Origin of the sequence: Rhodococcus erythropolis R138 (assembly GCF_000696675.2) — a bacterium.
In the GTDB taxonomy this organism is placed as follows: domain Bacteria; phylum Actinomycetota; class Actinomycetes; order Mycobacteriales; family Mycobacteriaceae; genus Rhodococcus_F; species Rhodococcus_F erythropolis.
Map to the genome: position 1 here is coordinate 3,724,758 of NZ_CP007255.1, position 26,881 is coordinate 3,751,638.

The 26,881-nt window shown below is 64.0% G+C and carries 27 protein-coding genes and 1 riboswitch; of the genes, 13 read left to right on the plus strand and 14 right to left on the minus strand.

Translation table 11 applies throughout. The annotated features are described in order from the left end of the window. The first annotated feature begins 27 nt into the window (after positions 1-27). Positions 28-2,739, plus strand: a complete 2,712-nt coding sequence (locus tag H351_RS17125; protein ID WP_021344319.1) for a DEAD/DEAH box helicase — start codon at positions 28-30, stop codon at positions 2,737-2,739. A 52-nt stretch (positions 2,740-2,791) separates the two neighbouring features. After that, a complete protein-coding gene (locus H351_RS31465; protein WP_080945669.1) occupies positions 2,792-3,625 on the plus strand; it encodes a DUF4333 domain-containing protein in 834 nt (277 codons plus the stop codon). 4 nt (positions 3,626-3,629) lie between these two features. Here the strand turns inward: H351_RS31465 and H351_RS17135 are convergent, their stop codons facing one another. Next, a complete protein-coding gene (locus tag H351_RS17135) occupies positions 3,630-4,595 on the minus strand; it encodes a 5'-3' exonuclease (protein ID WP_029255395.1) in 966 nt (321 codons plus the stop codon). 37 nt (positions 4,596-4,632) lie between these two features. On the opposite strand from H351_RS17135, the gene H351_RS17140 reads away from it, so the two are divergent. Continuing rightward, complete coding sequence (locus tag H351_RS17140) at positions 4,633-5,769, plus strand: M24 family metallopeptidase (RefSeq protein WP_021344317.1); 1,137 nt, start codon at positions 4,633-4,635, stop codon at positions 5,767-5,769. Here the strand turns inward: H351_RS17140 and H351_RS17145 are convergent, their stop codons facing one another. Then, the gene (locus H351_RS17145) at positions 5,770-6,195 is read right to left on the minus strand and encodes a PPOX class F420-dependent oxidoreductase (RefSeq protein WP_019748505.1); all 426 of its coding nucleotides are present in this window, start codon (positions 6,193-6,195) and stop codon (positions 5,770-5,772) included. Positions 6,196-6,225: 30 nt separating this feature from the next. On the opposite strand from H351_RS17145, the gene H351_RS17150 reads away from it, so the two are divergent. The 9 genes from H351_RS17150 to H351_RS17190 all read left to right on the plus strand — a co-directional run bounded on the left by H351_RS17150 (position 6,226) and on the right by H351_RS17190 (position 13,519). Further along, positions 6,226-6,987, plus strand: coding sequence for a decaprenylphospho-beta-D-erythro-pentofuranosid-2-ulose 2-reductase (locus H351_RS17150; RefSeq protein WP_051636475.1), 762 nt, complete (start codon positions 6,226-6,228; stop codon positions 6,985-6,987). Beyond that, complete coding sequence (locus H351_RS17155) at positions 6,984-8,267, plus strand: bifunctional cobalt-precorrin-7 (C(5))-methyltransferase/cobalt-precorrin-6B (C(15))-methyltransferase (RefSeq protein WP_029255393.1); 1,284 nt, start codon at positions 6,984-6,986, stop codon at positions 8,265-8,267. Before H351_RS17150 ends, H351_RS17155 begins: the two co-directional genes overlap by 4 nt. Next, on the plus strand, positions 8,264-9,013 hold the full coding sequence (gene cobM / locus H351_RS17160) for a precorrin-4 C(11)-methyltransferase (RefSeq protein ID WP_029255392.1): 750 nt from the start codon (positions 8,264-8,266) through the stop codon (positions 9,011-9,013). The genes H351_RS17155 and cobM overlap by 4 nt, the downstream gene beginning before the upstream one ends. Before the next feature lie 23 nt (positions 9,014-9,036). Then, on the plus strand, positions 9,037-9,783 hold the full coding sequence (locus H351_RS17165; RefSeq protein ID WP_029255391.1) for a cobalt-precorrin-6A reductase: 747 nt from the start codon (positions 9,037-9,039) through the stop codon (positions 9,781-9,783). Positions 9,784-9,949: 166 nt separating this feature from the next. After that, positions 9,950-10,849 carry a HAMP domain-containing protein gene (locus tag H351_RS17170; RefSeq protein ID WP_225320034.1) on the plus strand — a complete coding sequence of 300 codons (900 nt, stop codon included), beginning with the start codon at positions 9,950-9,952 and terminating at the stop codon, positions 10,847-10,849. Positions 10,850-11,008: 159 nt separating this feature from the next. Beyond that, positions 11,009-11,650, plus strand: coding sequence for a ScbR family autoregulator-binding transcription factor (locus H351_RS17175; protein WP_019748499.1), 642 nt, complete (start codon positions 11,009-11,011; stop codon positions 11,648-11,650). A gap of 10 nt (positions 11,651-11,660) precedes the next feature. After that, complete coding sequence (locus H351_RS17180) at positions 11,661-12,020, plus strand: VOC family protein (RefSeq protein ID WP_029255390.1); 360 nt, start codon at positions 11,661-11,663, stop codon at positions 12,018-12,020. Then, positions 12,020-12,535, plus strand: coding sequence for a DUF1990 domain-containing protein (locus H351_RS17185; protein WP_029255389.1), 516 nt, complete (start codon positions 12,020-12,022; stop codon positions 12,533-12,535). Before H351_RS17180 ends, H351_RS17185 begins: the two co-directional genes overlap by 1 nt. A gap of 201 nt (positions 12,536-12,736) precedes the next feature. Next, the gene (locus tag H351_RS17190; protein WP_037119485.1) at positions 12,737-13,519 is read left to right on the plus strand and encodes an alpha/beta hydrolase family protein; all 783 of its coding nucleotides are present in this window, start codon (positions 12,737-12,739) and stop codon (positions 13,517-13,519) included. Positions 13,520-13,731: 212 nt separating this feature from the next. On the opposite strand, the gene H351_RS17195 is transcribed toward H351_RS17190, so the two are convergent. From H351_RS17195 to cobG, 11 genes are all read right to left on the minus strand, one after another. Beyond that, positions 13,732-14,454, minus strand: a complete 723-nt coding sequence (locus H351_RS17195) for a nucleotidyl transferase AbiEii/AbiGii toxin family protein (protein WP_020907795.1) — start codon at positions 14,452-14,454, stop codon at positions 13,732-13,734. 25 nt (positions 14,455-14,479) lie between these two features. After that, complete coding sequence (locus H351_RS17200; protein WP_029255386.1) at positions 14,480-15,511, minus strand: helix-turn-helix domain-containing protein; 1,032 nt, start codon at positions 15,509-15,511, stop codon at positions 14,480-14,482. An 82-nt stretch (positions 15,512-15,593) separates the two neighbouring features. After that, the gene (locus tag H351_RS17205) at positions 15,594-16,163 is read right to left on the minus strand and encodes a dihydrofolate reductase family protein (RefSeq protein ID WP_021333484.1); all 570 of its coding nucleotides are present in this window, start codon (positions 16,161-16,163) and stop codon (positions 15,594-15,596) included. Positions 16,164-16,240: 77 nt separating this feature from the next. After that, positions 16,241-16,480, minus strand: coding sequence for a PLDc N-terminal domain-containing protein (locus H351_RS17210; RefSeq protein ID WP_029255385.1), 240 nt, complete (start codon positions 16,478-16,480; stop codon positions 16,241-16,243). A gap of 98 nt (positions 16,481-16,578) precedes the next feature. Further along, positions 16,579-16,911 carry a type II toxin-antitoxin system HicB family antitoxin gene (locus H351_RS17215; RefSeq protein ID WP_037119480.1) on the minus strand — a complete coding sequence of 111 codons (333 nt, stop codon included), beginning with the start codon at positions 16,909-16,911 and terminating at the stop codon, positions 16,579-16,581. After that, positions 16,908-17,159, minus strand: a complete 252-nt coding sequence (locus H351_RS17220; RefSeq protein ID WP_051636474.1) for a hypothetical protein — start codon at positions 17,157-17,159, stop codon at positions 16,908-16,910. The genes H351_RS17215 and H351_RS17220 overlap by 4 nt, the downstream gene beginning before the upstream one ends. A gap of 105 nt (positions 17,160-17,264) precedes the next feature. Then, positions 17,265-17,669: a nuclear transport factor 2 family protein gene (locus H351_RS17225; protein ID WP_029255382.1), complete on the minus strand. Its 405-nt coding sequence runs from the start codon at positions 17,667-17,669 to the stop codon at positions 17,265-17,267. Beyond that, positions 17,666-18,025: an HNH endonuclease gene (locus H351_RS17230; protein WP_078377497.1), complete on the minus strand. Its 360-nt coding sequence runs from the start codon at positions 18,023-18,025 to the stop codon at positions 17,666-17,668. Before H351_RS17230 ends, H351_RS17225 begins: the two co-directional genes overlap by 4 nt. Before the next feature lie 26 nt (positions 18,026-18,051). Then, a complete protein-coding gene (cobJ, locus tag H351_RS17235) occupies positions 18,052-19,539 on the minus strand; it encodes a precorrin-3B C(17)-methyltransferase (RefSeq protein WP_029255380.1) in 1,488 nt (495 codons plus the stop codon). Beyond that, positions 19,536-20,162, minus strand: a complete 627-nt coding sequence (locus H351_RS17240; protein WP_007729839.1) for a precorrin-8X methylmutase — start codon at positions 20,160-20,162, stop codon at positions 19,536-19,538. Before H351_RS17240 ends, cobJ begins: the two co-directional genes overlap by 4 nt. A 19-nt stretch (positions 20,163-20,181) precedes the next feature. Then, entirely contained in the window at positions 20,182-21,324 is a 1,143-nt protein-coding gene (cobG, locus tag H351_RS17245; protein WP_029255379.1) for a precorrin-3B synthase, read from the minus strand. A 51-nt stretch (positions 21,325-21,375) separates the two neighbouring features. Next, a riboswitch (cobalamin riboswitch) is annotated at positions 21,376-21,508 on the plus strand. Between the two features lie 39 nt (positions 21,509-21,547). Between cobG and cobN the strand changes: the two genes are divergently transcribed. After that, on the plus strand, positions 21,548-25,168 hold the full coding sequence (gene cobN, locus H351_RS17250; protein ID WP_029255378.1) for a cobaltochelatase subunit CobN: 3,621 nt from the start codon (positions 21,548-21,550) through the stop codon (positions 25,166-25,168). Between the two features lie 39 nt (positions 25,169-25,207). Here cobN and H351_RS17255 read toward each other — a convergent pair whose 3' ends face one another. After that, a complete protein-coding gene (locus tag H351_RS17255) occupies positions 25,208-26,848 on the minus strand; it encodes a GMC oxidoreductase (RefSeq protein ID WP_037120362.1) in 1,641 nt (546 codons plus the stop codon). Between the last annotated feature and the right edge of the window lie 33 nt (positions 26,849-26,881).

Here is a 26,881-nt window from a genome sequence, read left to right on the forward strand (position 1 = left end):
GGCGTGTGAAACCCTGACGAGGTGGTTATGAACAAGAGTGAACTGAGCACGTTTGCGTCCAGCCTGAAGTTCGAACTCGATCCATTCCAGGTGAAGGCATGCGTTGCGCTCGAAGCGGGCCACGGAGTCCTTGTCTGCGCGCCGACCGGCGCAGGCAAGACCGTGGTCGGCGAGTTCGCTGTCCACCTGGCTCTCGCGGCGGGCCGCAAGTGTTTCTACACGACGCCGATCAAGGCGTTGAGTAATCAGAAGTACGCAGAACTCGTCGAGCGGTACGGCCCGAGCGAGGTCGGCCTGCTGACGGGTGATTCGAGTATCAACTCCGACGCACCGGTGGTCGTCATGACCACTGAAGTCCTGCGGAACATGCTCTACGCAAATTCCGAGGCACTGCGCGGGCTTTCGCACGTAGTCATGGACGAAGTGCACTACCTGGCGGACCGGTTCCGTGGTGCGGTGTGGGAGGAAGTGATCCTGCACCTGTCCGAGGATGTTCGGCTGGTGAGTTTGTCGGCGACCGTGAGCAATGCCGAAGAATTCGGCTCCTGGATGGAAACCGTCCGCGGCGACACCACCGTGGTCGTCGACGAGACGCGGCCGATCCCGCTGTGGCAGCACATCATGGTCGGTCGACGGATCTTCGATCTCTTCGACAGCCGCAGTCATCCTGCCGCTGGGCCGAAGACCGTGCTCGTCGATCAGGATCTGGTTCGCCACGTCAAGCAGCGTCAGGCTCTCGAACGCGTCGAGAGCTGGCAGCCGCGTGGCCGCGGGCGTCGTGGCAGCTACCAGAGTTCCAACGATTTCCGACCCTTGCCACGACCTGACGTCATCGCGCAGCTGGACCAGTCCGGACTGCTCCCGGCGATCACCTTCATCTTCAGCCGCGCCGGTTGTGATGCGGCTCTTGCACAGTGCCTGCGGTCCCGACTGGATCTGACTTCGCCGGAGCAGGTTCGCGAGATCGACACCATCATCGAGAAACACACCGGGGAACTACCCGAGGAGGATCTCGAAGTTCTCGGATATCGGGACTGGTGCAAGGCACTGCGACGCGGACTGGCCTCTCACCATGCCGGCATGTTGCCGGCATTTCGCCAGACAGTCGAGGAACTGTTCGTCAAGGGTCTCGTGCGGGCGGTCTTCGCGACCGAGACGCTGGCCCTCGGCATCAACATGCCGGCACGCACGGTGGTCCTCGAACGTCTGGTCAAGTACAACGGTGAATCGCATGCCGAACTGACACCGGGGGAGTACACGCAGCTGACCGGTCGGGCAGGCCGACGCGGCATCGACGTCGAAGGGCACGCTGTGGTTCTGTGGCAGCCCGGGGTCGAGCCCACGGATGTCGCCGGCTTGGCGTCGACCCGGACGTTCCCGCTCCGCAGTTCGTTCCGCCCCTCGTACAACATGTCGATCAACCTCGTCGAACGCATGGGCGCGGCCGATTCACGGAAGCTGCTCGAGCGTTCCTTCGCACAATTCCAAGCGGATCGCTCGGTGGTCGGCCTGGTGCGTGGCATCGAGCGGAACGAAGAAGCGCTGAAGGGTTTGCAGGAGAAACTCGGCGGTGCGGACGGCGAATACTTCGAGTACGCGTCGTTGCGTGAGCGGCTCAGTGCGCGCGAGCGCGCGCTCGAACGTAAGGGCCGCGAAGACCGACGCGGAGATGCGGTGGAGTCCCTCCGTGCACTCGCCCGCGGTGACGTGATCGCAATTCCCATCGGTCGTCATTCCGGGGTGGCAGTGGTCCTCGTCCCGGACAACGATCCGAAGGACCCGCGTCCGCTGGTTTTGACTGCCGATCAGTGGGCCGGCCGACTCTCCTCGGGTGATTTCCCGGAAGCAGCCGACGTTCTGGGAAAGATGCGCCTGCCCAAGCATGTCGATCACCACACCGCAAGGATCCGGCGCGATCTGGCCTCGGCATTGCGTAGTACCGGGATCAGTGCCCCCCGGCGGAAGAAGCGCCACAAGGCGGGCGCGTCCGAAGACGCCGAGGTCGCTACTTTGCGACGCGCTATTCGCTCGCATCCGTGCCACAGCTGGCCCGATCGTGAACATCTGAGCCGGATCGGTGAGCGCTACAACCGACTGGCCCGGGAAACGCAGTCGATGAGGGAAAAGGCAGCGGCCACCACCAACTCGTTGGCGCGGACGTTCGACCGCATCATTGCGCTACTCAAAGAGCGTGAGTACATGACTGCCGAAGCAGCGCCCGAAGTCACCGAATCCGGACGACGACTCAGCCGCATCTACTCGGAAAGCGACCTTCTGGTCGCCGAGTGCCTGCGGACCGGGGCGTGGACAGGTCTCAGCCCGGCCGAGTTGGCGGCCGTCGTCTCCTCGGTGGTCTACGAATCACGTCGGGACGGCGACACCGTTGATCGGGTGCCGACAGCGGCGCTTCGTCACGCCCTCAACGACACTCAACGATTGTGGAGCGAACTGCGGTCGGACGAGATTCGTCACAAGCTGCCGCCGACGCGGGAACCGGATCTCGGATTCGTCACCGCCGTTTATCACTGGGCGAGTGAGAACTCGCTTGTCGACGCACTGATCGCGGCCGGAGTGCAGGGCCGTGCGTTGTCTGCGGGTGACTTTGTACGTTGGTGTCGTCAGGTGATCGATCTGCTCGATCAGGTCCGCCTGACATCGACGGATGCCGACGTCGCGAAGACTGCGGCGCGGGCGGTAGCTGCAATTCGTCGCGGGGTAGTTGCTGTCGACGCAGCATGACCGCAACTATGTGGTTTGATTCGCAGACTGGTATTTCGAGTGGGAGGCGAACATGAGCGGGCCTTACGGACCGAACGATCCGAATCGGCAATGGGGTCCTGGTGATCAGCAGCAGCCGAACGAGCAGCAGTGGGGGCAGAATCCTCAGCAGCCGGGCGGTCAGCAGCAGCCTGGTCAGCAGCCCGGCCAGCAGCAGCCGTGGGGTCAGTCTGGTCAAACACCGCAGCCCGGTCAACAACCCGGCCAGCAACAGCCGTGGGGACAACCTGCCTACGGCCAGCCCGGGCAGCCTGGTGGTCAGCCTGCGTACGGTCAGCCGCAGCAACCTGGACAAGGACAACCCGGCCAGCAACAGCCGTGGGGACAACCCCAGCAGCAGCCTCCCGCTCAGCCGTGGGGTCAGCCCGGGCAACAGCAGGCACCTGACGCAACCCAGGCCTGGGGTCAGCCGCCTGCTGCCGCACCTCAGCAGGCATGGGGCGCCGCCGCTCCCGGCCAAGCGCCGGGACAGCAGAATCAGTGGAACCAGGCTCAGCCGTTCCCGAGTCCCGGTGCGCCCGGAAACCAGTCGGGTAAGTCGAAGAAGCCTTTGATCTTCGGTGCGATCGGTGTTCTCGTCGTTCTTGCTGCTGTCGTGGTGGCCCTGGTGTTCGGTGTCTTCGGCAAGAACACACTCGATCAGAGCGCGGCTCAGGCCGGCGTCGAAAAGATCGTCACCGAGTCCTACGGGGCAAAGAACGTGAGCAACGTTCAGTGCCCCGCGGACCAGGAAGTCAAGTCAGGCAACAAGTTCACCTGCACGCTTTCGATCGCGGGTGTGAAGTCGAACGTGACTGTGACGTTTGTCGACGACAACGGCACGTACGAGGTCAGCCGCCCGAGCTGACGCTCTACTGGTCGGAACGGCCTGCCGCCGCAGCCGCGAGCGCGGCGGCAAGCCGTCCGGCCGAGCGCTCGATGTTCAGCGAGGCCGCCACTTCCTCGAAGCGTGCGGGATCGGCAGGGGTCGCCGGGAGTTGGTCGTCCTTCGAGAACTGAACGTCCGCGTCGCGAACCACTCGTACTACCGGCAACGCAGCATCAAGGTAAGCGATGGCCTCTGGTGAGGTGAGTTTTGCGCGAATTCCCTTGGCCATGTCGGATTCCGGATCAGCTGCGGCCGCGCGAAGTCCGGCCAACGAGCCGTAGCGCAGCATCAGCGTCGACGCAGTCTTCTCACCGACACCCTTGATGCCGGGTAGACCGTCGGAGGCGTCTCCGCGCAGTACCGCGAGTTCGGCGTATGCCTCGCCCGCACGATCACCGGGTACTCCGTACTTCTCGGCAACCTCGACCGGTCCGAAGAGTTCGGCCCTGGACAAGCCACGGCCCACATAGAGGACACGAACGGGCACGTACTCGTCGGTGACGACCTGCAGAAGGTCTCGGTCACCACTGACGACGACGGTGAGATCTTCGCGCTCGGTGGCGGCAAGCGTTCCCAGCACGTCGTCGGCTTCGAGTCCGACGGCACCCGCCGTCGCGATTCCTGCTGCTGCGAGCACGTCCATGATCATGTCGACCTGAGGCGTCAACGTGTCCGGAACTTCTTCGGACGAACCGTCAGAGCCTTCTTCGACGCGATGCGCTTTGTACGTCGGGACTGCATCGACGCGGAACTGCGGTCGCCAATCCAAGTCCAGGCACACCGCGAGACGACTCGGCTGGTGTTTGGTGATCAGGGAAGCCACCATGTCGGTGAAACCGCGCACGGCATTGACAGGTCTTCCGTCGGGGTCGACGAATGACTCGGGCAGCGCGTAGAACGCACGAAACCACAGGCTGGCACCGTCGAGGAGAAGCAATGGCCCACTCATGGTCACCATCCTGCCAGTCGGCACTAACCTGTAAGCCATGACGTCTCCAGCCGAACAGGATTCCCGATTCTCCAGCGCCGTGTACGGCGCACGTATCGCTCGCGCCGCGGAGTTGGCTCGATCAGCAGGGCTCGACGGTCTGGTGGTGACTCCAGGCCCGGATCTGCGGTACCTGACGGGTTCTCGGGCCGACTCCTTCGAGCGCTTGACCGCGTTGGTCATCGCTGCGGATACGGCGAAGGCGTCTGTCGTGCTTCCTCGCTTGGAGTTGGCGTCGTTGAAGGAATCGGCGGTGGGCGATCTCGGGCTGACCGTCCTCGACTGGGTCGACGGTGTCGACCCGTATGCGATTGTGGCGGCGCAACTCCCGACCGGCGCCAAGGTTGCGGTGACGGATGCGATGCCTGCATTGCACCTGATCCCGCTCGCAGACACCTTGGGCGCGTTGCCGATCCTCGCTACCGGCGTCTTGCGTGAATTGCGGATGGTCAAGGACGACGCCGAGATCGAGGCGTTGCGACGGGCCGGTGCGGCGATCGACCGTGTTCACGCCCGCATGGCCGAGTTCTTGATCGTCGGCCGTACGGAAGCCGAAGTGGGCGAGGCGATTTCGGAGGCGATTCTCGAAGAGGGGCACACCGAGGCCGCGTTTGTGATCGTCGGATCAGGCCCGCACGGCGCCGATCCGCACCACGAGGTTTCGGACCGGGTGATCGAGAGCGGCGATGTCGTCGTGATCGACATCGGCGGACCGGTCGAGCCCGGCTACAACTCGGATTCCACCCGCACGTACAGCATGGGACAGCCGTCCGCCGAGGTATCAGCGCAGTTCGCGGTACTCGAAGCGGCACAGCAGGCTGCCGTCGATTCGGTGCGGCCAGGAGTATCCGCAGAATCCGTCGACGTTGCCGCCCGCGAAGTGCTTGCCGCACAAGGTCTTGCGGAGGTCTTCGTTCACCGCACCGGTCACGGTATCGGGCTGTCCGTGCACGAGGAGCCGTACATCGTCGAGGGCAACACCATCGAACTCGTCGAAGGTATGGCCTTCAGCATCGAACCGGGAATCTACTTCCGCGGCAGTTGGGGTGCCCGTATCGAGGACATCGTCGTCGTGACCGCGGACGGTTGCGAGTCGTTCAACAACCGTCCGCACGGCCTGACTGTCCTCGGCTGATCAGCTTTCCTTGAACGCCGCGGACCCGAGGATGCGGGTGACGTCGATTTCGATGACCACGCGCGCTGGGTTGACCCGTGGCTGGCGGTACCGCTCGGCATAGCGCCGAACGGCGTCGGCCACGGAGTCCTCGTCGGCGAGCACGCGTGCCGGCCCTTCGAGCGTGAGCCAGCGACCACCGTCGACCGAACTGACTGCGGCGTATCCGCCACGCGCTGCGTTTATCGCCTTCTGTGAACCACCGCTGGTGATCACGCGCGCCTTTCCGGCTTCCTGGTCCCAGGTGAACCCGACGGCCACGACGTGTGGGGTGCCGTTCGGACGCAACGTCGTGAGTGTCGCGAGGTGGTATTCACCGACGAACTTCAGCCCGTCTTCGGTGAGAGTCTGCTGTGCCGATGGCGTGGTGGAGGGGGTGAGCGTCATGCCACGACGGTAATCCAGGACACTGGAGCGGTGACTGCGGGTGCGAACGTGAATGACATCGAGACGGTACTGCTCCTCGGCGGACGAAGTGAGATCGGCCTCGAGATCGCGGTCAGGCTCGCGCCGGGCCGCAACATCGTTCTGGCTGCCAGACGCAGCGGCGAGCTGTCGGAGCAGGAGCAGATGCTCAGGAACGCCGGAGCGGTCGGCGTCTCCACCGTCGAGTTCGACGCCGACGCCGTCGACACGCACGGAGACCTCCTGGACGCCGTAGTCGCCGAGCACGGTCGGATTTCGGTTGCAGTGCTGGCCTTCGGAATTCTCGGCGATCAGGCGCGTGCCGAAACCGACGCGGCGCATGCGGTCGCGGTGGTGCACACCGACTACGTGGCGCAGATCAGCATCCTCACGCACCTCGCGGAGATCATGCGCCGACAGGGAACCGGAAAGATCGTGGTGTTCTCGTCCGTCGCCGGCGTTCGGGTTCGCCGCGCCAACTACGTCTACGGGAGCGCAAAGGCCGGCTTGGAAGGTTTTGCCAGCGGTCTGGGCGACGCGCTGCACGGTTCGGGCGTGCAGTTGATGTTGGTACGGCCAGGGTTCGTCATCGGGAAGATGACCGAGGGAATGTCGCCTGCCCCGATGTCGAGCACTCCGTCGCAGGTCGCCGACGCCGTCGTACGGGGACTGAACTCCGGGGCGACTCGGGTGTGGGTTCCGCGAATTCTGCAGCCGGTGTTCTTCGTCATGCGGCTTCTGCCTCAGACGATCTGGCGCCGGATGCCGCGATGACCGCACACCCGGTGGTGATCGTCGGCATCGGCGCCGACGGCTGGGAAGGGCTGTCCGAGAGCGCGCAGGGTGCAATCCTCGGTGCGGAGGTCCTGATGGGGTCGCCGCGCCAGCTGGACTTGGTCCCGGCGGCACATCTCGGGGCACGGCGTGCGCCCACCCGGCTCACCTGGCCGTCTCCGATGATTCCGGCGTTGCCGTCGATGTTCGCAGAGAACGCGGACCGCAAAGTATGTGTGCTCGCCAGCGGTGACCCGATGTTCCACGGCCTCGGTGTCACGTTGGTCCGGCTGCTCGGCGCGGACAACGTGCGAGTGATCTCGCACCCGTCGTCGGTGGCGTTGGCGAGCGCGCGAATGGGATGGGCATCGGCCGAGGTCGACGTCGTGAGCCTGGTGAACCGAGACTCGGCGACCGTCTTGGCGGCAGTGGTCGATGGCGCACGCCTGTTGGTTCTGAGCAACGGGCGCTCGACACCGGGGGAGGTGGCTCGTCTGTTGTCCGCCGCGGGCTTCGGACGATCGACTCTGACTGTGCTGGCCCAGCTGGGCGGGGCCGAGGAATCGCGGACCGTCACGGTGGCAGACGAGTGGGACCACGCGGACGAGGACGTGGACGCGTTGAACGTTCTGGCCGTCGAGTGCATCTCGGTCGATCACCCGTTGCGGCTGACTCGAATCCCGGGTCTACCGGATGCTGCGTTTGTCGGCGACGGTCAGATGACCAAGCAGGAGATCCGCGCATTGACGTTGTGTGCACTCGCACCGGCGCCGGGAGAACACCTCTGGGACGTCGGCGGAGGGTCGGGAACCGTCGCCATCGAGTGGATGAGAACCCACCCGCGTTGCACTGCAACAGCATTCGAGAAGGTGGCGAGCCGGGTATCGCAGATCGGTGCCAATGCACTCAATCTCGGCGTGCCTGCGTTGGCAGTGAAAGGGACCGCGCCCGAGGCGTTTGCGGAAGAGGTTCGGCGTCCCGATGCGGTGTTCGTCGGCGGCGGCGTCACGCAACCGGGAATGCTCGAAGCGTGCTGGGAGCAGTTGAGCGTGGGCGGGCGTCTGGTTGCCAACGCCGTGACTGCCGAGTCCGAATCGTTGCTGCTCGGCTGGATGAGTCGCCATGGTGGGACGCTGCGACGCTTTCAGGTGCAGCGCGCCGAGCCTTTGGGCGCGTTCAACGTTTGGCGACCACAACTTCCGGTGGTCCAATGGTCCGTCACAAAAAGTCAGCCGTCTGCAGGCGCAGACACAGATACGCCGGAGGAATCCACACAATGACCGTTCATTTCATCGGTGCGGGTCCCGGTGCGGCAGATCTGATCACTGTCCGCGCGCAACGCATCATCGCTGCGAGCCCTGTGTGCTTGTACGCCGGCAGCCTTGTCCCGGCGGAGTTGCTCGAGTGGTGCCCGGTCGGAGCGCAGGTCGTGGACACCGCTCGCCTGAGCCTGGACGAGATCACTGCAATCCTTGTCGAAGCGGATTCCGCCGGGCTGGACGTCGCGCGTCTGCATTCCGGTGATCCGTCGATCTTCAGCGCGGTAGCCGAGCAGGCTCGTCGCCTGGACGCCGCGGGTGTCGATTTCGACATGATTCCCGGTGTTCCTGCATTTACCGCGGCCGCCGCCGCGCTGAGGCGTGAGTTGACCGTCCCAGGCGTCTCGCAGACCATTGTTCTCACCCGAGTCTCCACCTTGTCGACGGCAATGCCGGAGGGCGAGGATCTGCGGTCCCTGGGCCGCAGCGGCGCCACGATGGTGATTCACCTCGGCGCTCATCGCATCGAACAGATCGCATCCGAGTTGGCCGACAATTACGGCGAGGACTGCCCGGTGGCGGTCGTCGCCTTCGCCTCGCGGCCCGAGGAGATCGTTGTTCGAGGCACTTTGAAGACGATCGTCGAACTTGTTCATACAGCCGGCATCACGAAGACGGCCGTTGTGATCGTGGGCCGAGTGTTGACTGCTGAAGGATTCCCGGACAGCTATCTCTACTCGGCGGCGCGTGAGAGAAGCACACACTGACCCCGACGGGTACTCGTCGTCGCGTGCTCCTGCTCGGCGGCACGGGTGAAGGTCGAGTGATCGCTTCTCGGTTGGCCGGTTCAGCCGACCTCGAAGTTGTCACATCGCTGGCCGGCCGGGTTCGTGATCCTCGATGGCAGGAGGGGGAAGTGCGCATCGGTGGGTTCGGGGGAGCCGAAGGACTCTCGGAGTGGTTGTCGAACAACGATATTCGTGCAGTGCTGGACGCCACACATCCGTTTGCCGCTCGCATCACCAAAAATGCATTCGACGCGTGCCTCGCGAATTCCGTTCCGTACGCCATGTACCGACGCCCCCCGTGGCGCGAGCAACTCGGCGACACTTGGCTTCCCGTACGCAGTCTCGATCACGCCGCAGAATTGGTGCCGACGGTCGGCTCACGCGCTTTTCTGACGATCGGGAGGCAAGGAGTTTCGGCGTTCGACCGTGTGAAGGACGTCTCGTTTCTCGTGCGTTCCATCGATCCGCCTTCAGGGACATTGCCGCCTCACTCGCAATTGCTGCTCGCACGTGGCCCATTCGACGTCGAAGCGGAAGTCGATCTGATGAGAACTCACGGCATCGACGTCGTGATCACCAAGAACAGTGGCGGCGAGCAGACGTACGCAAAGATCGCCGCCGCCAGGCAATTGTCGATCCCGGTGATCGTCGTCGAACGACCACCGATCCCGGCGACCGCTCCGGCATTCGACACCGAAGCCGGGGCGGTGGACTGGCTCACGGCTTTCGGTAGTGGAACGGCGCTGTGAGGCCGACATCGCGTTCGCTTCAGGTTCGTCTAAGGTTCCGTGACCATACTGGAGGGATGTTGGGATCTTTCGACGCCGCACTGCGGGACCGCGCATGAGAGTGTCGGTTCCCGGAATGAGCCGTCGAAAACCATCGGGAATTCACGTGCGGACGCTCCATGCGCGCGTGAAATTGCTGACTGCAGGCCTGGTGGCGATCGCGGTGATCGTGTCGGCATCGGCGGTGTACATCGTGTTCAACGCGTATTTGCAAGGCAACGTCGATCGACAACTCGAGCGCACGAGTGACGCGATCACCGACACCGTCAATTTCGGCGGTGTCACACCGGTTCTGGGATTGACGGCCGGCGCGGATACAGCGGTCATCCAGGCGGTGGGGCTTCTCACTGCCGACGGCGCATTGGTGACGGCGACTCCCGGTCTGCCACCGTTCAGCACCAGCGCAGACGCCATCAGGTCGATCGCAGACGGCAATTCGTCGCAGACGATCGCAACCGTCGATGCGTATCGAATTCTTGTCGAGCCCTCGGTTGCGGGCCAAACTTTGGTTGTCGCGCAATCCTTGGGGCCGACACGTTCGGTCCTCAAGCGACTCGCAGTGGTGTTGGCGGCACTCGGGGCGGCCGGTATCGCACTCGCTTACGCGGCCGGAGATGCTGTGGCACGCACAGGATTACGGCCAATTGCGCGACTCACTGCGGCAACGCGGCGGGTTGCCGAAACGGATGATCTTGCGCCGATTCCGGTGACCGGCGACGACGAGTTGGCGTCGTTGACAGTCAGTTTCAATCGGATGCTCGGGACGTTGTCGGAATCGCGGGCGCGCCAGAGAAGTCTGATCACCGAAGCGGGCCAGGACCTTCTGGCTCCGTTGACTGCACTTCGCACCAATATCGAGTTGTTGATGTCTTTCGATACCAAGTCCGGCGCGATTTCCGAGGCAGATGCAACGCAGTTGCGTGAGGAAATCACGGACCAGATGATGGAGTTGACGCTCCTCGTCGGAGAGTTGGTGGACCGTGCGCGGGTTGACGAAAGCACGTTGGGGAGAGGAGATTCCCTCTAAATCGGACGTCTGACCAGCGCCTTTGTTGCATTCGTAATTGAAGCAATGGAAGGAGCGCTGGTAATGTGGGGCAATTGTGAAGTTTTTGGGTATAGCTGGAGTGTGGCGCGAACCGTGGGGTTTGCTGGGCGGGGGCCTTTGGAGGACGAGAGGGATTCAGTGGTCAAGCAAGCACGCGCCGAGCTGACTCGGCAGCAAATCGTTGCCGGCGCGGCCGCGCAGTTCGAGAAGACTGGTTACGGCAGCACCAGCATGGCCGACATAGTCTCGGGGGCCGGTACTACCAAGGGCGCGTTGTACTTCCATTTCGCGTCGAAGGACGAGCTCGCGCAATTCATCATTGCCGAACAGCATCGGCTCTCGATCGAATCGGTGCAGGCGATTTCCGCGACGGGCAAGGACCCGTTGGAACAGATGATCATGCTCACGCACGAAATGGCACGTCAGATTGTCGACGAGCCGATCGTTCGCGCGGGCATTCGCCTGACGCTGGAACTGAGCACGTACGAGGGGCCGGTGGAACCGTACGCCGAATGGATCTCGGCAATCACGGATCTCACCGCCAGAGCTCAGGCGGAAGGTGAAATCCGAAAATCGGTCAGCGCAGAATCGTTCGGCAGGTTCATGCCCTCGGCATTCACCGGGGTACAGCTGGTTTCGAATGTTCTCACCCGACGCTCGGACCTTCCGGATCGTGTCGACGAGATGTGGCAGATCCTGCTTCCGGGAATCGTCAGCGACGAACTTTCCGGTGACATCGAGCGCCTCGTCAAGTCGCGGTGGACTCCGGCGGCGGCGTAGCCTCCGGGACATGGCCGTCACGCGGATAGTTTCGGATCTGTCGAGTAGTTCGCTCGAGGCCGCGCAGCGCTTCTACACCGAAGTGCTGGGCCTCGAAGTTGTCATGGATCACGGGTGGATCGTGACGTTGGCTTCGCCGACGGATCCGTCCTTGCAGATCAGCATCATGACGCACGACGCTCATGCCCCCGTCGTGCCGGACGTCTCCGTCGAGGTGGACGATCTCGATGCGGCGTACGAGGCCGCAGTGCAACGCGGCGACACGATCGTCTATCCCGTCACCGAGGAGCCGTGGGGTGTGCGCAGGTTCTTCGCCACCGACCCCGACGGTCACGTGATCAACATCCTCAGCCACCGACGCGAGCAGTGATGGCGTCCGGCCCGAGCGGACTGACGTACCTCGAGGTGGGCGCGACGGCAGGCGTTCTCCCCGCTGGCTATCACCACGTTCACGAGATCGCGACGGTCGGATCCGGACGTGAAGATTTCGCGGTTGCAGCTCGTACCGTCCTGGAATGGGGAATGCACCGCGGAGCCGGTCTTACCGTCCGCTCGGCAGCCCCGACCGCGGTGGCAGGTCAGGATGCGACTTTCGGACTCGGTCCGGTGACTATTCCGGTTCGGATCGTCTATGTCGTCGACGACCCCAATCGCAAGGGCTTCGCGTACGGAACCCGCGCAGGCCACCCCGAATGCGGGGAGGAATTGTTCGCCGTCCAGTTCGACGAGACCAGCCAAGCGGTTCGTATCGAGATCGTCGCATTCTCCAAGCCTGGAACGTGGTGGGTGCGTCTCGGCGCTCCGATCGGACGTCGAGTTCAGGCGTTTGTGACGCGCCGCTACATCCGTGCCGTCCGCGAGAGCGTCGACCGATCGCGGGTATGACCGCGGTCGGGCGCGCTGGAAAAATGATTGGACGAGCTTCGGTTCGGATTGATAGCTTGTGCGAGACCGTGACAACACGCCAGGAGGTGAGACCCATGAACGCTGTAACCATGTGGGTGCTCCCACTCGTGTTCACGGATCGGCGATTGACGTAGGTGTCGCCGGGAGCGCCTCGAGTAGGCAATCCCGAAAGGTAACACCATGCAATCCAATTCTCAGACCATCGAATTCACTTCCGAGACGACGTTGAACGGGGTCGTCGAACGCCATTTCATTCTGGATGACATCACCGGTGTGCTCTGGTCACCCGCGTCCGGATCTGTCGAATCACCCCTTCTGCTGTCCGGGCACTCCGGCGGCATGCACAAGAAGGCACCCGGACTGATTGCCAGCGCACTCCACAGTGTGAGCTCCCACGGGTTCACAGTCGCCGCGATCGACGCGCCCGGACACGGCGACCGGCCGCGGAGCACACAGGACGAACAGTGGGGCGAGGCAATCCGCCAGGCTAGGGCGGCCCACGAGCCGATCGCCCCGATCGTCGTCGAGTACAACCGATCGTTGGCGGAGCGTGCAGTGCCGGAATGGCAGGCGACCATCGACGCTCTGCAAACGCTGCCCGACGTCAACGCCGACGCTCCGATCGGCTTCGGCGGCGTGTCGCTAGGGGTCGTGACCGGGCTCATGTTGGCCCCGGTCGAATCCAGGATCGCTGCCGTGAGCTTCGGGGGAGTTTTTGTGGACAGCTCCCTCCTCGAGGCAGCGCGAAAGCTCACGGTCCCGGTCGAGTACCGGATCCCTTGGGACGACAAGGATTACGACCGCACGTCAGGGGTGGCGTTGTTCGATGCCTTCGGCTCGAAGGAGAAGACGCTGCACGCCTACTCGGGCAGGCACTATCCGGTGCCCGACTACGAGCGCGACAGTTCGGCTCGGTTCTTCGCCCGCCACCTCGGCGGGAGCGTTGGCGTTTCCGCGAGCTGACGTGAACACGTATCGGCGTCCGGCGGTGTCGGACGCCGATACGAAGTCGAACAGTATGGCGTGACCGCCCGGACTCCGCGACGCGCTCAGAACGGGGAGGACACAGGCCCAGTCGGTGAGCAGATCGTCGAACACGTCGACACCGTACTTACGGGAGTTTTTCACTAATGTCACCCGGGCCGGTTCCCGCGTCCGACATAGCCCGTTTGTGGTCAGCGTTGATGATCTGTTGCGTCAGTTAGCAATTCGGCGACCAGATCGAAGTCGTCGGCGGCGATATCTCGGTCGCCCGCTGCTCGGATCCGCTGGAGAGATTGCTCTCGTCTCTCCTTGAACCACAGATTGACGTGAAGGGCGATGTCGCGGGCAACGGCAATATCGACGGAGCTGATTTGCGCCATCGCCGCGGGGCGGGTGGCTGCGTCGAGCGCGAGGTGCACGATGTCGAGAAGGTCAGTGCCTTGTTTGTCTCCGGAACGATTCATCACCGCCTGAAGTTTCATCGCGATAAGTGGGCCCGGCTCGGCAACTGGGGTGGTGACCTCGACAAGATTGCCGTGGGCCCGGATCACCGCGATGGTCATGTCGCTGGCGGTGTCGTTGGCCCACGCGTGCGCTGAAGCGTGGAGACGATCGCCAGGATCGTCGCTGGGGTGGTCGATCTCGATCTGACGGACTTCGAGCACGTCGACCTTCACTGATCCGTACGGCGTGGGCAGTAAGACGGCTGCCGGCTCGACAGGCTCAGCGCCGTTGGCAGAACGCAGGACTTCGAGTTGGGGGATATCGCCGAGAAGTCGATCCACAAGATCGAGGTCGACCGTGGCTCGGTGGGGATTCGACAACCGCGACAATACAGCGAGTCCGCCTACGATGACAGGCGGCCCCCCGAGCAGTGACCGGACCTCGATAATACCCTGAACTACGGCGGCCATCGCATCACCGGCAAAGGTAACTCGGCTACCAGACACGGGTCCACCGGACGTCGGGTGTCCATGCGTCCAAGATCTCCCGGCCGCGTCCGGCGTCTTGGGCGAGATCGAGTGCGACGAACAACGGATGTGTCAGTGGCCATTCGAGCGCATTGGAGTCGAAATTGACGCGGTGATTCACGGCTGCGGGTACAGGCGCGACCCGCAACGTGGCCTTCGCCTGCATCGCAGAGGCTGAAGTTCCCAGCAGGGTAGTAGCGCGCCGGAGGGTCGGAGGGTCGGGGACAAAGAAGTCGAGGGTTTGGTCTGAGCGGAATGCCAAGGGCGCACCGTACATAGCGGCCGCCGCAGAGTCGGTCAAAGCCCAACCCGGTTCCTTCTCGATTGTGTCGAGATTGAGCCGCAGTGGTCGCATCAAAGTTGCATCGTCCCGAGACGGGAGCGCAGCTAAGTGAACGCGGGGTTTCGGCCAGCGCTCGGCGACCTGCCAGAACAGGTCGGTGCTCGTCGGCATATTCCTCGCATCGACGAAACCGTCGCGGCGGAGGGCAGCCAGTATCTCCGAGACCGTGCTGGGGGAACGACCCAACTCCCGCGCGAGCTCACGCACCGCGAAAGTTCGCTCGGGATGCATGAGCACTGAAACTGCGACCTCGAGGCCGGCCTTGCCGCCGAGTGCTTCCGACCGTTCAAGGCGTTTCTGGAGCGTCTTTACTTCGGCGTCTATGACCATGCTGCCTGTACGTATGGCAAGTCGTCCGCGGAGATCGAGGTAGCCGCAGCGTCGCTGGACGAGGATCGCGCGCGCGGTTTCGGTGAGGCGGTCCGATACGACAAACAATGTCGTGTCCGTGGACTGGTTTTCGGTGAGTAGTCGTTCGGCAACCTGGTCGGTGACCAGAGAGCGGTACTTCATCTGGATTGGGACGGCAAGACCGTCTGGGTCCAGCACAAGGTCGATGCCGGTGCCGGGTTCGCGGATTGGTGGTTGGGCGTCGATGCCTAATTCTGCGAAGGCGTCGATCACGAAAGCCTCAACGGCGGAAGCCTGGTTGTTCACGCGTGTATCGTTTCAGCATGTTCGGTGTTCGGTCAATACCGAACACCGAACATGGTTGATTGCAGCTCTTCGCGCATTCACGTCATGTCGGTACTTGAGCGGGCCGATATCGCACGGCGACTGCACCCGACTGGAACTCGTGGCGGTCGACGAGCTCGAGTTGGATGCGCTCGCGCAGGCCCGCGAGCAACGTCGGTCCGTGTCCGGCGAGGACCGGTTGAACAAGGAACTCGTACTCGTCGATCAGTCCCAGGTCTGCCAATGCCAGGGGGAGTGTCACTCCGCCAACCCACAGGCCTTCGCCGGGCTGCTCCTTGAGTCGCTGAACTGCTGGCCCCAAGTCGCCCGGCACCAGCTCGGCATTCCAATCGACCCCGCTCAGCGTGCTCGACACGACGTACTTCTTCGCCTCGTCGATGGTCTCGGCGAACGGGATCTCCCACTCGTCCATCCAGTCAGGCCATGTGCCCGTTGCGGGCCGCCGCCACGCCGACTCCATCATCTCGTAGGTCGCCCGGCCGAATACAAGGGCGTCGGCTCGTTCCATCTGGGCGGTCCAGTAGCGCATCGACTCCTCGTCGGGTGGGAGCCCCGCCTCGTGATGGCAGCAGCCGTCGAGGGTGACGTTGATCGAGTATCGAAGTGGTCTCATCTCGTTGTTCTCCCCTGATATGCGCAGAGTGACAGCACCGGACCGTACTCAGACTACTGCCGGGCCGTCGGTGTAGATCAGGTTCGGGACCTGGAGTCACGCGGGGGTCGTCCGAACAGCAACCAGACGAGCGCACCGAGTACAGGCACCGCGATCACCAGTGCCGACCACCAGAATTTGCCGCCCGAGCGGTCGAAGTCGGTGCGCACGATCGCCACGAGCACGCTAATCGTGATGAAGATCCAGGCAAGAACGAAGACGGTGAAGGTGATGTCCGCCCAAAGCGGAATGGTGGGGTTGTGGATCGATTCGTTCACGCTTACAAATCCCTTTCAACCGCTGTGACTTGATTGGAACAACACGCTCCAGCGCTCGGGCTTACTGCGAGATCGACGTTCCCTCGGTGCCCCGTTGATTACGCGGACGCGAGACGTTCGGAGACCAACGCGTTGAGGGAAACCCCTTCCTCGGCGGCTGCTCGTGCCAGCTTGCGGTGCAAAGTCGGGGTGATCCGGACCTGGAACTTGCCCGAATATCCGCGCTCGCTCAGCGGTTCGGGGATCCGCTCACCTGTCTCTGCCATGTCCGCGAGCGTCTCGGCCACCGCTGTACGGATGCCGTCGAGGGCGGCTGCTTGAGTATCCGCGAGCCACGACAGGCCAGGGAACTCCGTGCAGGTTCCCAGGAACTCTCCGTCGGGTTCGTACCACTCGACTCGGTATGTGTAGTGCTCCACTGCGGGGATCACGGCGAGTCTCCTTCCATGCGTTCGATTGCTGCCAGAACTTGCCCTACCTGGTACTGCTTGGCCTTACCGCCCGAACCCTTTTGAATGTTGATGCGTGGTCCCGGCCACGGCGTCTGGAACTTGGCGTGAGACCCGGCGTTCTGCCTGGCCTGACCGAAGACATCGATGCAGAGTGCGAACAGTTCGTCGTAGGTGACGTTCTGCGGCGCGGTCCGCATTTGCGCGAGCAGCTTGTCTCTCTTCCCCATGCAATATTGATACTGCATCTAGTATCACCGTGGGTCAGCGGAGTGCGCAAGGTGTAAGTGCCCACACCGTGCAATTCTCTCTCCCGAGGCGGAGTCGGGAGCTGTTCACGCTTCCAGACCACTTTCTACGACTGTGCCTTGATGAAACAACACGCTCCATCGATTCTCGGCGAACCGCCAGATGGATGATCGCTCGGTGACACGATGCGCCTGCGCCAGCCGGTACGTCACCAGATACGTGTCAGGCGCGATCCTGCTCAGTGCTGGCCGGTCAACCCTCCACCCGAGTTCGGCGGCGTCGTTCACTTCGCCGCGGAGTCGCCGGCTCGCGACTACCGATTGCACGTAATCGCGGGTGTATCGAGCACCCGAGGCTCCGATCTCCCGGAACTCCGGGTCGACGATCGCATCGAACTCGGCTCGCGACATCGCTACTCGAGTTCGGTGAAACAGAGGTTCGAACTCCATCAACTCGTCGAGTATCGGGCGCAACTCGTGCGGGGTCGTCACGACTGCTCCGAGAACTGCGCCCTCATCTCGATACCTATCTCCGCGTGACGCAGGAGGAAGGCCTTCTCGTCATACCCCTTGCGCCGCAACCAGAGAGTGACCTCGCTGTTGCATTTGCTTGCATTGCACGAGCGGCACGCCGGTGCGATGTTGTCGAGCGTGTAGCGCCCACCGCGGGAGATCGCCAGCACACAGTCACGCTGCGGCGACTCGTCCGGCTCGCCGCAGTACGCGCAGCCACCCCAGGCCGCTTTGAGCGCGGACCACTGCTCCACGGACAAGTCGTGCTCCACCAGATCCATTCGGCGTTTGCGTTTGCGCGCGTATCTGGCTTTCCGGGTCCGGTTGACGGGCATGACGCCATGCTATCGCCGAGTGGTGGTTACTCCGGGTACCGCCGCGGGGTGAACACTTGACGGCCCGAACCGGTTTCGACGACCGTCGTCATCGACGAGCCGACGATCAGCAGCGTCCGCATGTCGATCTCGGAAGGCTCGAGCTCGCCGAGGGTTACGACGCGAACTGATTCCTCGGCGCCGGCAACATCGCGCCCGATGACAACAGGAGTCTCAGGGGAGCGGTGCTCGAGCACGAGGTCTTTCATGGCTTGGACCTGCCACGTCCGGGACTTCGACGCCGGGTTGTAGACCGCAAATGCCATGTCTGCGGCTGCAACTGCCGAGATACGGCGCGCGACGACATCCCACGGCTTGAGGCGATCAGACAACGAGAGCACCGCATAGTCGTGCCCGAGGGGAGCGCCGACGCGACTGGCGACAGCGTTTGCCGCCGTCATACCGGGAAGGATGCGGACCGGGACCCCGCGCCACTGGTCTTCGGCGGCAACTTCGAGAACTGCTGCAGCCATGGCGAATACGCCGGGATCTCCCGACGAGACGACAGCTACACGGGCGCCGTTCTTCGCCAGGTCCAACGCCATCGCGGCGCGTTCGGCTTCGACGCGGTTGTCGCTGGAATGGCGCCGCTGGCCCGGACGCGTCGGCACGCGATCGACGTAAGGGCCGTAGCCGACGAGGTCGGTGGCCAACGAAAGCTCATGCGCCACTTCGGGTGTGGTCCAGGCGGTGTCGCCCGGCCCGAGTCCGACCACGACCACCTCGCCGCGGGACTCGGTTGCGGGTCGAGGGTTGTTCGACGGGCTCGGAACGATGGCGATCGAGAAGTACGGAACTCCGTCCGGGTCGACCTCGGCAGCGGATTCGACGCGTTGACGTGTGGTGCTCGCGCGCTCGACGTAGTGCGCTTCATCCAAGCGGCCGGAATCCTCGAGCGATTGCAGGACAGGCGGGAACGTGCGTCCGAGCTTGAGGATGGCAGCGGCGTCGGTTTCCTTGAGCCGCCTGGTCAGCTCAGCCTGCGGCAATGTTCCGGGCAGGATCGTCAGGATTTCTTCACCCTCGACCAGCGGCTTTCCGAGTGCAGCAGATGCCGCGCTGACGGAGGTGACACCGGGAATCACCTCGGCGTCGAAGCGATCGGCCAGCCTCTTGTGCATGTGCATGTAGGAGCTGTAGAAGAGCGGATCGCCGGCGGCGAGCAACGCGACGGTTCGACCGGCCGCGAGGTGAACTGCCAACCGTTCGGCAGCCGCTTCGTAGAATTCGTCCATCGCGCCCTGGTATCCGCCGGGATGATCAACGGTCTCGGTGGTCACGGGGTAGACGAGGTGTTCTTCGATCTGTCCTTCGCGCATGTACGGCGCTGCAACTCCGCGGGAGATGCTCTTGCCGTGCCTCGCGGAGTGGAACGCAACCACATCGGCCTCGCCGATGACGCGAGCGGCTTTGACGGTCACCAATTCGGGATCGCCGGGGCCGATACCTACACCCCAGAGCTTGCCTGCACTCATTCGACCTCGCTCGCAATCGCATTGACGACGGCCGCGGTGATCGCGCTACCGCCGCGTCGGCCGCGGAGAACGAGATGATCGATCCCGCTGGCGTGTTCGATGAGGGCTTCCTTCGACTCGGCAGCGCCGATGAAGCCGACCGGACCTCCGACGATGGCGGCCGGACGGGGTGCGCCGGCTTCGATGAGGTTCAGGAGATGGAACAGTGCGGTGGGTGCGTTTCCGATCGCGACAACAGCGCCCTCGAGCTTGGCTCCCCACAGTTCGAGAGCAGCCGCCGAGCGAGTGTTGTCGATGGTCGACGCCAGCACGGGAACCCGCGGATCGCCGAGGGTGCAGATGACGTCGTTACCGGCGGGCAGACGCTTGCGCGTGATGCCGGCAGCCACCATCTGAGCGTCGCAGAAAATCGGCGCGCCGTCGCGCAGAGCTGCGCGCGCAGCCGAGACGACACCCGGTGTGAAGGCGACGTCGTCGACGAGATCGACCTGGCCACTTGCATGAATCATGCGCACTACAGCTTGCGAGACATCCGCCGGGAAACGGCTCAGGTCGGCTTCGGCCCGAATGGTGGCAAAGGACTGGCGATAGATTTCCGCGCCGTCACGGATGTACTCGATCATGTGCCACACGATAGAGGCATCACCGATCGGCCGGATTCACCCGGTAACCGTCACCCGTCGCAATCACATCCGCTACGTCCCCGCGGGGACGTCCGCAGCTGCGGTCGCACCCGGCCCAGTGCTGGCGCCCGACGACTGGCAGTTCTGCCTGCTCTACCGCGGTGATGGCGTCGGTGCGCACATCGGCGAGCGACTTCTCGCATCCCGGGCTTCCGGTGCAGGCGGTGACGTCGAGCCACGGTGAGTTCTCGTCGAAGATCAGCCCCATCGGCGCCAACACCCGGACTACCTGCTCGGCAGCCCATTCGTCGAGGTCGAAGATATGCACCGATCGCCACGGCGTCACGACGACGGGCTTGTCGACGGCGGCCAGGAACTCGGCCAGCCGAGCGTCGAGCAGCCCGAATCGCAAGCCTCCGCCCAGGGCTACGGTCCCGTCGCGCTGCTCGAGCCAGCCGATGGTGGGTCGTGCATCCGGCGTGAGGTCCGCCGCACCGGTGGACTCGGCGCTCAGACCCAGCTGCTCGAGGGTGCGTTCGATTCCGTCCGGAACCTCGGCCAGGCGCCAGTGCTTGTCGCGGACGTCGAGGAATGATCGAGCCGCCTCGAGGAGCAATTCGACGGCGTCGTCCGCCTGGACGCGGTGAGTGGTGTGGTGACCGGCGAGCACCAGTGAATGCTCGGTGGCGCTGCGCGCATGGAGCCCGAAATCGCCCCGTAGCCCGGTGATGTCTCCGCGCCCGTCGTCGAGGGTGAACAGGGTTCGCCCTGGCAGATCCGCCAATGCTTGATCCGCTTGGATCGCCGAATCGAGACGGTGGACCAGTTCACGAATGTCGGCTACGCCCCCGATACGGCCGGACAGTGGGGACGCGAGGATGTTGCGCACTCGCTCGTGCGTCGCGGACGGCAGCAGGCCGGCCGACGCGATTCGCGACGCGAAGGCTTCGGGATCCGAGACCGAGCGCAGTTGGACGTTGCCCCTCGAAGTGAGTTCCATCTGCCCGTTGCCGAGATCGCGCGCTGCGTCGGCGAGCGTCTGCAATTGGACCGGGGTGAGGAGTCCGCCGGGTAGGCGCACGCGTGCCAGTGCGCCGTCGGCGGCGTGGTGAACTTGCAGTGCACCCGGGCACGCGTCTGGCTGTGAACGGTCCGTGGGCATGGCTCCAGGGTACGACCTGTCATGAGTGCCTTCTGCGGACCGGTAGCATCACCACCACCAGTGACGGCAGTTGAGGAAACCGGTGAAAGTCCGGTGCGGTCGCGCCACTGTGAGTGTTGCTCGAGCGGGACGTGTTTCCGCTCGGAAACACGAGTCAGACCCTCAACCGCCGTCGATGACAGATCTGTGCCACGGGGCGCGAAACCCCAGGAAGGCTTCACCCGTGATTCTTCTGCTCTCCACGTCCGATACCGATCTGCTGAGCGCCCGCGCCAGCCAGGAAGCCGGCGACGGCGTCTCCTATCGCTGGGCCAACCCCTCACGCTTGCTGGTCTCGGAGGACTTGCCGCCCTTGCTCGACGGCGTCGACCTCGTGATCGTTCGTATCCTCGGCAGCCGTCGCAGCTGGGAAGACGGCCTGGACATGGTCCTCGCCTCCGGACTCCCCGTAGTCGTTCTCGGCGGCGAGCACGCGCCGGATGCCGACCTCATGGAGTGCTCGACGGTCTCCGCCGGTGTTGCTGCCGAGGCGCACAACTACCTGGCTGAGGGTGGCACACAGAATCTGGCACAGCTGCACCACTTCCTCTCCGACACCGTCCTGCTCACCGGCCACGGTTTCGAGCCGCCGGCTCACCTGCCTTCCTGGGGCATCGCTGATTTCGCGCCCGATCTCGACTCGGCGAGCGGTCCGGTCATCGCAGTTCTGTACTACCGCGCCCAGCATTTGGCCGGAAACACCCGGTATATCCAGGCGTTGTGCGACGCGGTCGCCGAGGCCGGTGGCACCGCGCTGCCGATCTACTGCGCATCTCTGCGAACCGCAGAAGCCGAACTTCTGAGCACGCTCCGCCGCGCCGACGCCATGGTCGTGACGGTTCTTGCTGCCGGCGGCACCAAGCCCGCCACCGCATCGGCGGGCGGCGACGACGAAGCGTGGGACGTGGCAGCACTCGCCGCTTTGGACGTTCCGATCTTGCAGGGACTGTGCCTGACCAGCAGCCGCGCCACCTGGGATGCCAACGACGACGGATTGTCGCCGCTCGACGTCGCGACGCAGGTTGCGGTCCCCGAATTCGACGGGCGCATCATCACGGTGCCGTTCTCGTTCAAGGAAATCGATTCCGACGGACTGTCCACGTACATGCCTGATCCGGAGCGCGCAGCCCGCGTGGCCGGCATCGCGGTGCGTCACGGCAAGTTGCGTCATATTCCGACGCCAGAGCGTCGTGTTGCGTTGATGCTGTCGGCGTACCCCACCAAGCACGCTCGCATCGGCAACGCCGTTGGCCTCGACACTCCGGCGAGCGCAATCGATCTGCTCACCGAAATGCGTTCTGCCGGTTACGACCTCGGTCCGGTCGACGGCCCTGACGCAGTTCCCGGCCTGGCGGCCAAGGACGGCGATGCGCTGATCCACGCCCTGATCGCGGCCGGCGGACAGGATCCCGACTGGCTCACTGCCGAGCAGCTCGAGGGCAATCCGATCCGCATCTCGGCAGCGAAGTACCGCGACTGGTTCGCCACCCTGCCCGAAGAGTTGCGCAGCGGAGTCGAGGAACACTGGGGCACAGCGCCCGGCGAGCTGTACGTCGATCGCTCGCAGGATCCGGACGGCGAAATCGTTATCGCGGCACTGCGATTCAACAACATCGTCCTCATGGTTCAGCCGCCGCGGGGATTCGGTGAAAAGCCTGTCGCGATCTACCACGACCCGGATCTGCCGCCGAGCCACCACTACCTCGCGGCCTACCGCTGGATCGCTGCCACCCCGGACAACGGCGGATTCGGCGCCGACGCCGTTGTGCACCTCGGCAAGCACGGCAACCTCGAATGGTTGCCGGGCAAGACGCTCGGCATGTCCAGCAACTGCGGCACCGACGCAGCGCTCGGCGACCTGCCGCTGATCTACCCGTTCCTGGTCAACGATCCGGGTGAGGGAACACAGGCCAAGCGTCGTGCTCACGCGACGCTCGTCGATCACCTGATCCCGCCGATGGCCCGTGCCGAAAGCTACGGCGACATCTCCCGCCTCGAGCAACTGCTCGACGAGCACTCCAACATTTCCGCACTCGATCCGTCCAAGCTCCCGGCTATTCGCCAGCAGATCTGGACACTGATGCGTGCCGCCAAGATGGACCACGACCTCGGCCTCGCCGAGCGGCCTGAAGAAGACGTGTTCGACGACATGCTCCTGCACGTCGACGGTTGGCTGTGCGAGATCAAGGACGTCCAGATCCGCGACGGTCTGCACATTCTCGGCCGTGCACCCCAGGGCGACGCCGAAATCGAACTGGTCCTCGCCATGCTGCGAGCCCGTCAGATGTGGGGCGGCGAACAGAGCGTCCCCGGTTTGCGTGAAGCACTCGGGCTCAGCGAAGACGGCGACGAGTCGCGCAGCCGTGTCGACGACGTCGAGGAAAAGGCGCACGCACTGGTTCGCGGCATGTACGACGCCGATTGGAACCCCGCTGCGGCAGAACAACTCAGCGACGACGAGACCGTCGTGAAGATCCTGCAGTTCGCGGCCACCGAAGTGGTTCCGCGTCTGCGGCAGACCGACAACGAGATCAAGCAGGTCCTGCACGCGCTCGACGGCGGATTCATCGCCGCGGGTCCGAGTGGGTCACCGCTCCGCGGCCTGATCAATGTTCTTCCCACTGGTCGTAACTTCTACTCCGTCGACCCCAAGGCAGTTCCTTCACGCCTGGCGTGGGAGACCGGTCAGGCGATGGCCGAGTCGCTCGCCGCTCGGTATCTCGCCGATCACGGCGAATACCCGCGCTCGGTGGGTCTGTCGGTGTGGGGAACCGCCGCCATGCGTACCTCCGGCGACGACATCGCCGAAGTGTTCGCGCTCCTCGGTGTTCGCCCCGTCTGGGACGAAGCAAGCCGACGCGTCGTCAACCTCGAAGTCATCGATCTCGAAGAACTCGGCCGCCCGCGCATCGACGTCACCGTCCGCATCTCCGGATTCTTCCGTGATGCGTTCCCGCACGTGCTCGCACTGCTCGACGACGCCGTTCAGCTGGTCGCGGCACTGGACGAGACGGACGAGCAGAACTACGTGCGCGCCCACTCACAGGCCGACCTTGCCGAGCACGGCGACGCCAGGCGTGCGACCACCCGTATCTTCGGTTCGAAGCCCGGAACCTACGGCGCCGGACTGCTGCAACTCATCGACTCCAAGACCTGGCGCGGTGACGACGACCTCGCCGAGGTGTACACCAACTGGGGCGGCTTCGCGTACGGCCGTGGGCTCGACGGAATCCCGGCAGCCGACGACATGCGCAGTGCTTACCGTCGAATCAACGTGGCGGCCAAGAACACCGACACACGTGAGCACGACATCGCCGATTCGGACGACTACTTCCAGTACCACGGCGGCATGGTTGCCACCGTGCGCGCGCTGACCGGAAAGTCGCCCGAGGCATATATCGGCGACAGCACTAGGCCGGAATCGGTTCGCACACGCACACTTTCGGAAGAGACCGCACGTGTCTTCCGGGCGCGCGTGGTCAATCCCCGCTGGCTCGACGCGATGCGCCGTCATGGGTACAAGGGTGCCTTCGAGATGGCGGCCACGGTCGACTACCTCTTCGGGTACGACGCCACCACCAACGTGGTCGCGGACTGGATGTACGAAAAGCTCGCCGAGACCTACGTTCTGGACGAGCAGAACCAGAAGTTCATGACGCAATCCAATCCGTGGGCACTACACGGAATCGCCGAGCGGCTCCTCGAAGCCGCTGAGCGCAACATGTGGGAGCACCCCGAGCAGAAGACACTCGACGGCTTGCGTCAGGTGTACCTCGAAACCGAAGGCGAACTCGAGGGGGAGTAAACCTCGAGAATCACCGGCAGGTCCGGGCGCCGAAGTGCTTCAGCGTCCGGACTTGATGATCTGAGCGATGTTCCGCTCCGCCAGAGCAGTGATGGTCAGTGATGGATTGACGGTGCCGGTGCTGCCCGGAATGGCAGCGCCGTCCATCACGTACAGGCCGTCGTAGCCCTTGACTCGCCCGTAGCCGTCGGTGGTCTTGCCCAGAACCGCACCGCCGAGGGGATGCGCGGTGAACGAGGAATTGACGTCCTTCGCGAACGGCAAGGCGGACGGCAGCGTGGTGCCGGCGAAGGCCATCTTGTTCTGGACGGCGCGCAGGGCCTCGACGGTGGCGTCGTTGCCGTTCTTCGGCCAGTTCAGCACCACCCGATCGGAGTCGCTGTCGTAGGCGAAGTCGGCGCGCTGCGAATCGAGGGTCATACCCAAGGTTCCGAGCATGCCGATGTTGACGGGTAGCCCGGGGACGTACCAGTTTTCCAGGGAGAGTGGCATTCCCGACTCGTCGACGATGCGTGATGCCGACGGTGCGGCTTGCGCAGTGCCGTCACTGAAGCCGAACGAGCGCACCATCCCGGCGTCGCCGTTCGTTCCCCAGCCCTTACCGACGTGTTCGTTGAGGTTCGGCAGCGCGCCCGTCGCCTGGGCGCGTACCAACAGTTCGGAGGTGCCGATCGAACCGGCGCCGAGGAACAGACGGTCACAGGTAAGAGTCTTCCGGGCCAGAACGCCACCCGTCGGATCCGTCGATTCGACGTCGACGACGTAGCGTCCATCACGTTCGCGACTGATCGCGAGCACCTGATGTCCGTAACAGACGGTGGCTCGTCCGGTGGCTTCGGCGGCAGGAATGTAGTTCTGCGTGAGGTCGAACTTCGCGCCGTTGGAGTTACCCATGTTGCTGTCACCGACAGTGGCCGAGGCTCGGGTTCGGCCGTCGAGTTCTGAGCGCACCACGTCCCAGTTCCAGATCCCGTCGATCCGCTGCGGATCGAATCCGGCACGACGAGCGTCCTGATCCCAACGACGCGAGTGGCCGAAATTCGGGGTTTGGTAAATGTCTTCGGGCAACGGGCTCAGACGCAGCATCTGGCGCACCTTGGGGTACCAGGTGGACGCCATCTCGTCGTAGTCGAGGGAGTTGCCGAAGACTGCGTCGAAGAATCGGCGCTCGGGCGCGATCATCACGCCGGTGAAGATGATGGAACCACCGCCGACTGCAGCGCCGCGCCAGACCGAGATGTGTTCGTAGTCGGTGGCATCGAGGACGCCGCTGAAGTAGTCGCACACCACCGGGAGTCCGGTGAGGTTGGTGAACGATGTGCGCCGGAAAACTCCGCGGCCGTCGGCCAGCATGTCGGAGGTGTGAATCTCCCGCTGCGGATCATGCGGCCATCGGAGTCCGCGTTCGAGGATGGTGACCTGGGTGCCGCTCTGCGCCAACCGGAGAGCGGTCGCGCTGGCGCCGAAACCTGACCCGATGACGATGGCTTCGGAATGTTCCGGGGGAGTGGGCGAGGGTACGAACAACTCGGGGACGAGTGCGCGGTAGTGATCGGCACCCATCGGTAGCGCACGCAGAGGCGCGGGGGCGGCGTGGCTGATCGAGGTCGACATGAGCGGTGTCGCGGCTGCAACTGCTGCCCCCACTCCGGCCGCTTTGAAAAAGTCACGACGCTGCATGTCACGACGCTGCATGTGTTTGTTCGACTCCCC

Coding starts and splice junctions, on each gene's coding strand:
- H351_RS17140 (WP_021344317.1), top strand. CDS start 4,633: ATGACGTCTCCAGCCGAACAGGATTCCCGATTCTCCAGCGCCGTGTAC.
- H351_RS17205 (WP_021333484.1), bottom strand. CDS start 16,163: ATGAGACCACTTCGATACTCGATCAACGTCACCCTCGACGGCTGCTGC.
- H351_RS17240 (WP_007729839.1), bottom strand. CDS start 20,162: ATGATCGAGTACATCCGTGACGGCGCGGAAATCTATCGCCAGTCCTTT.
- H351_RS17220 (WP_051636474.1), bottom strand. CDS start 17,159: ATGGGGAAGAGAGACAAGCTGCTCGCGCAAATGCGGACCGCGCCGCAG.
- cobJ (WP_029255380.1), bottom strand. CDS start 19,539: ATGAGTGCAGGCAAGCTCTGGGGTGTAGGTATCGGCCCCGGCGATCCC.
- H351_RS17255 (WP_037120362.1), bottom strand. CDS start 26,848: ATGCAGCGTCGTGACTTTTTCAAAGCGGCCGGAGTGGGGGCAGCAGTT.
- H351_RS17180 (WP_029255390.1), top strand. CDS start 11,661: ATGGCCGTCACGCGGATAGTTTCGGATCTGTCGAGTAGTTCGCTCGAG.
- H351_RS31465 (WP_080945669.1), top strand. CDS start 2,792: ATGAGCGGGCCTTACGGACCGAACGATCCGAATCGGCAATGGGGTCCT.
- H351_RS17155 (WP_029255393.1), top strand. CDS start 6,984: ATGACCGCACACCCGGTGGTGATCGTCGGCATCGGCGCCGACGGCTGG.
- H351_RS17185 (WP_029255389.1), top strand. CDS start 12,020: ATGGCGTCCGGCCCGAGCGGACTGACGTACCTCGAGGTGGGCGCGACG.
- cobG (WP_029255379.1), bottom strand. CDS start 21,324: ATGCCCACGGACCGTTCACAGCCAGACGCGTGCCCGGGTGCACTGCAA.
- H351_RS17195 (WP_020907795.1), bottom strand. CDS start 14,454: ATGGCCGCCGTAGTTCAGGGTATTATCGAGGTCCGGTCACTGCTCGGG.
- H351_RS17145 (WP_019748505.1), bottom strand. CDS start 6,195: ATGACGCTCACCCCCTCCACCACGCCATCGGCACAGCAGACTCTCACC.
- cobM (WP_029255392.1), top strand. CDS start 8,264: ATGACCGTTCATTTCATCGGTGCGGGTCCCGGTGCGGCAGATCTGATC.
- H351_RS17230 (WP_078377497.1), bottom strand. CDS start 18,025: ATGCCCGTCAACCGGACCCGGAAAGCCAGATACGCGCGCAAACGCAAA.
- H351_RS17190 (WP_037119485.1), top strand. CDS start 12,737: ATGCAATCCAATTCTCAGACCATCGAATTCACTTCCGAGACGACGTTG.
- H351_RS17135 (WP_029255395.1), bottom strand. CDS start 4,595: ATGAGTGGGCCATTGCTTCTCCTCGACGGTGCCAGCCTGTGGTTTCGT.
- H351_RS17125 (WP_021344319.1), top strand. CDS start 28: ATGAACAAGAGTGAACTGAGCACGTTTGCGTCCAGCCTGAAGTTCGAA.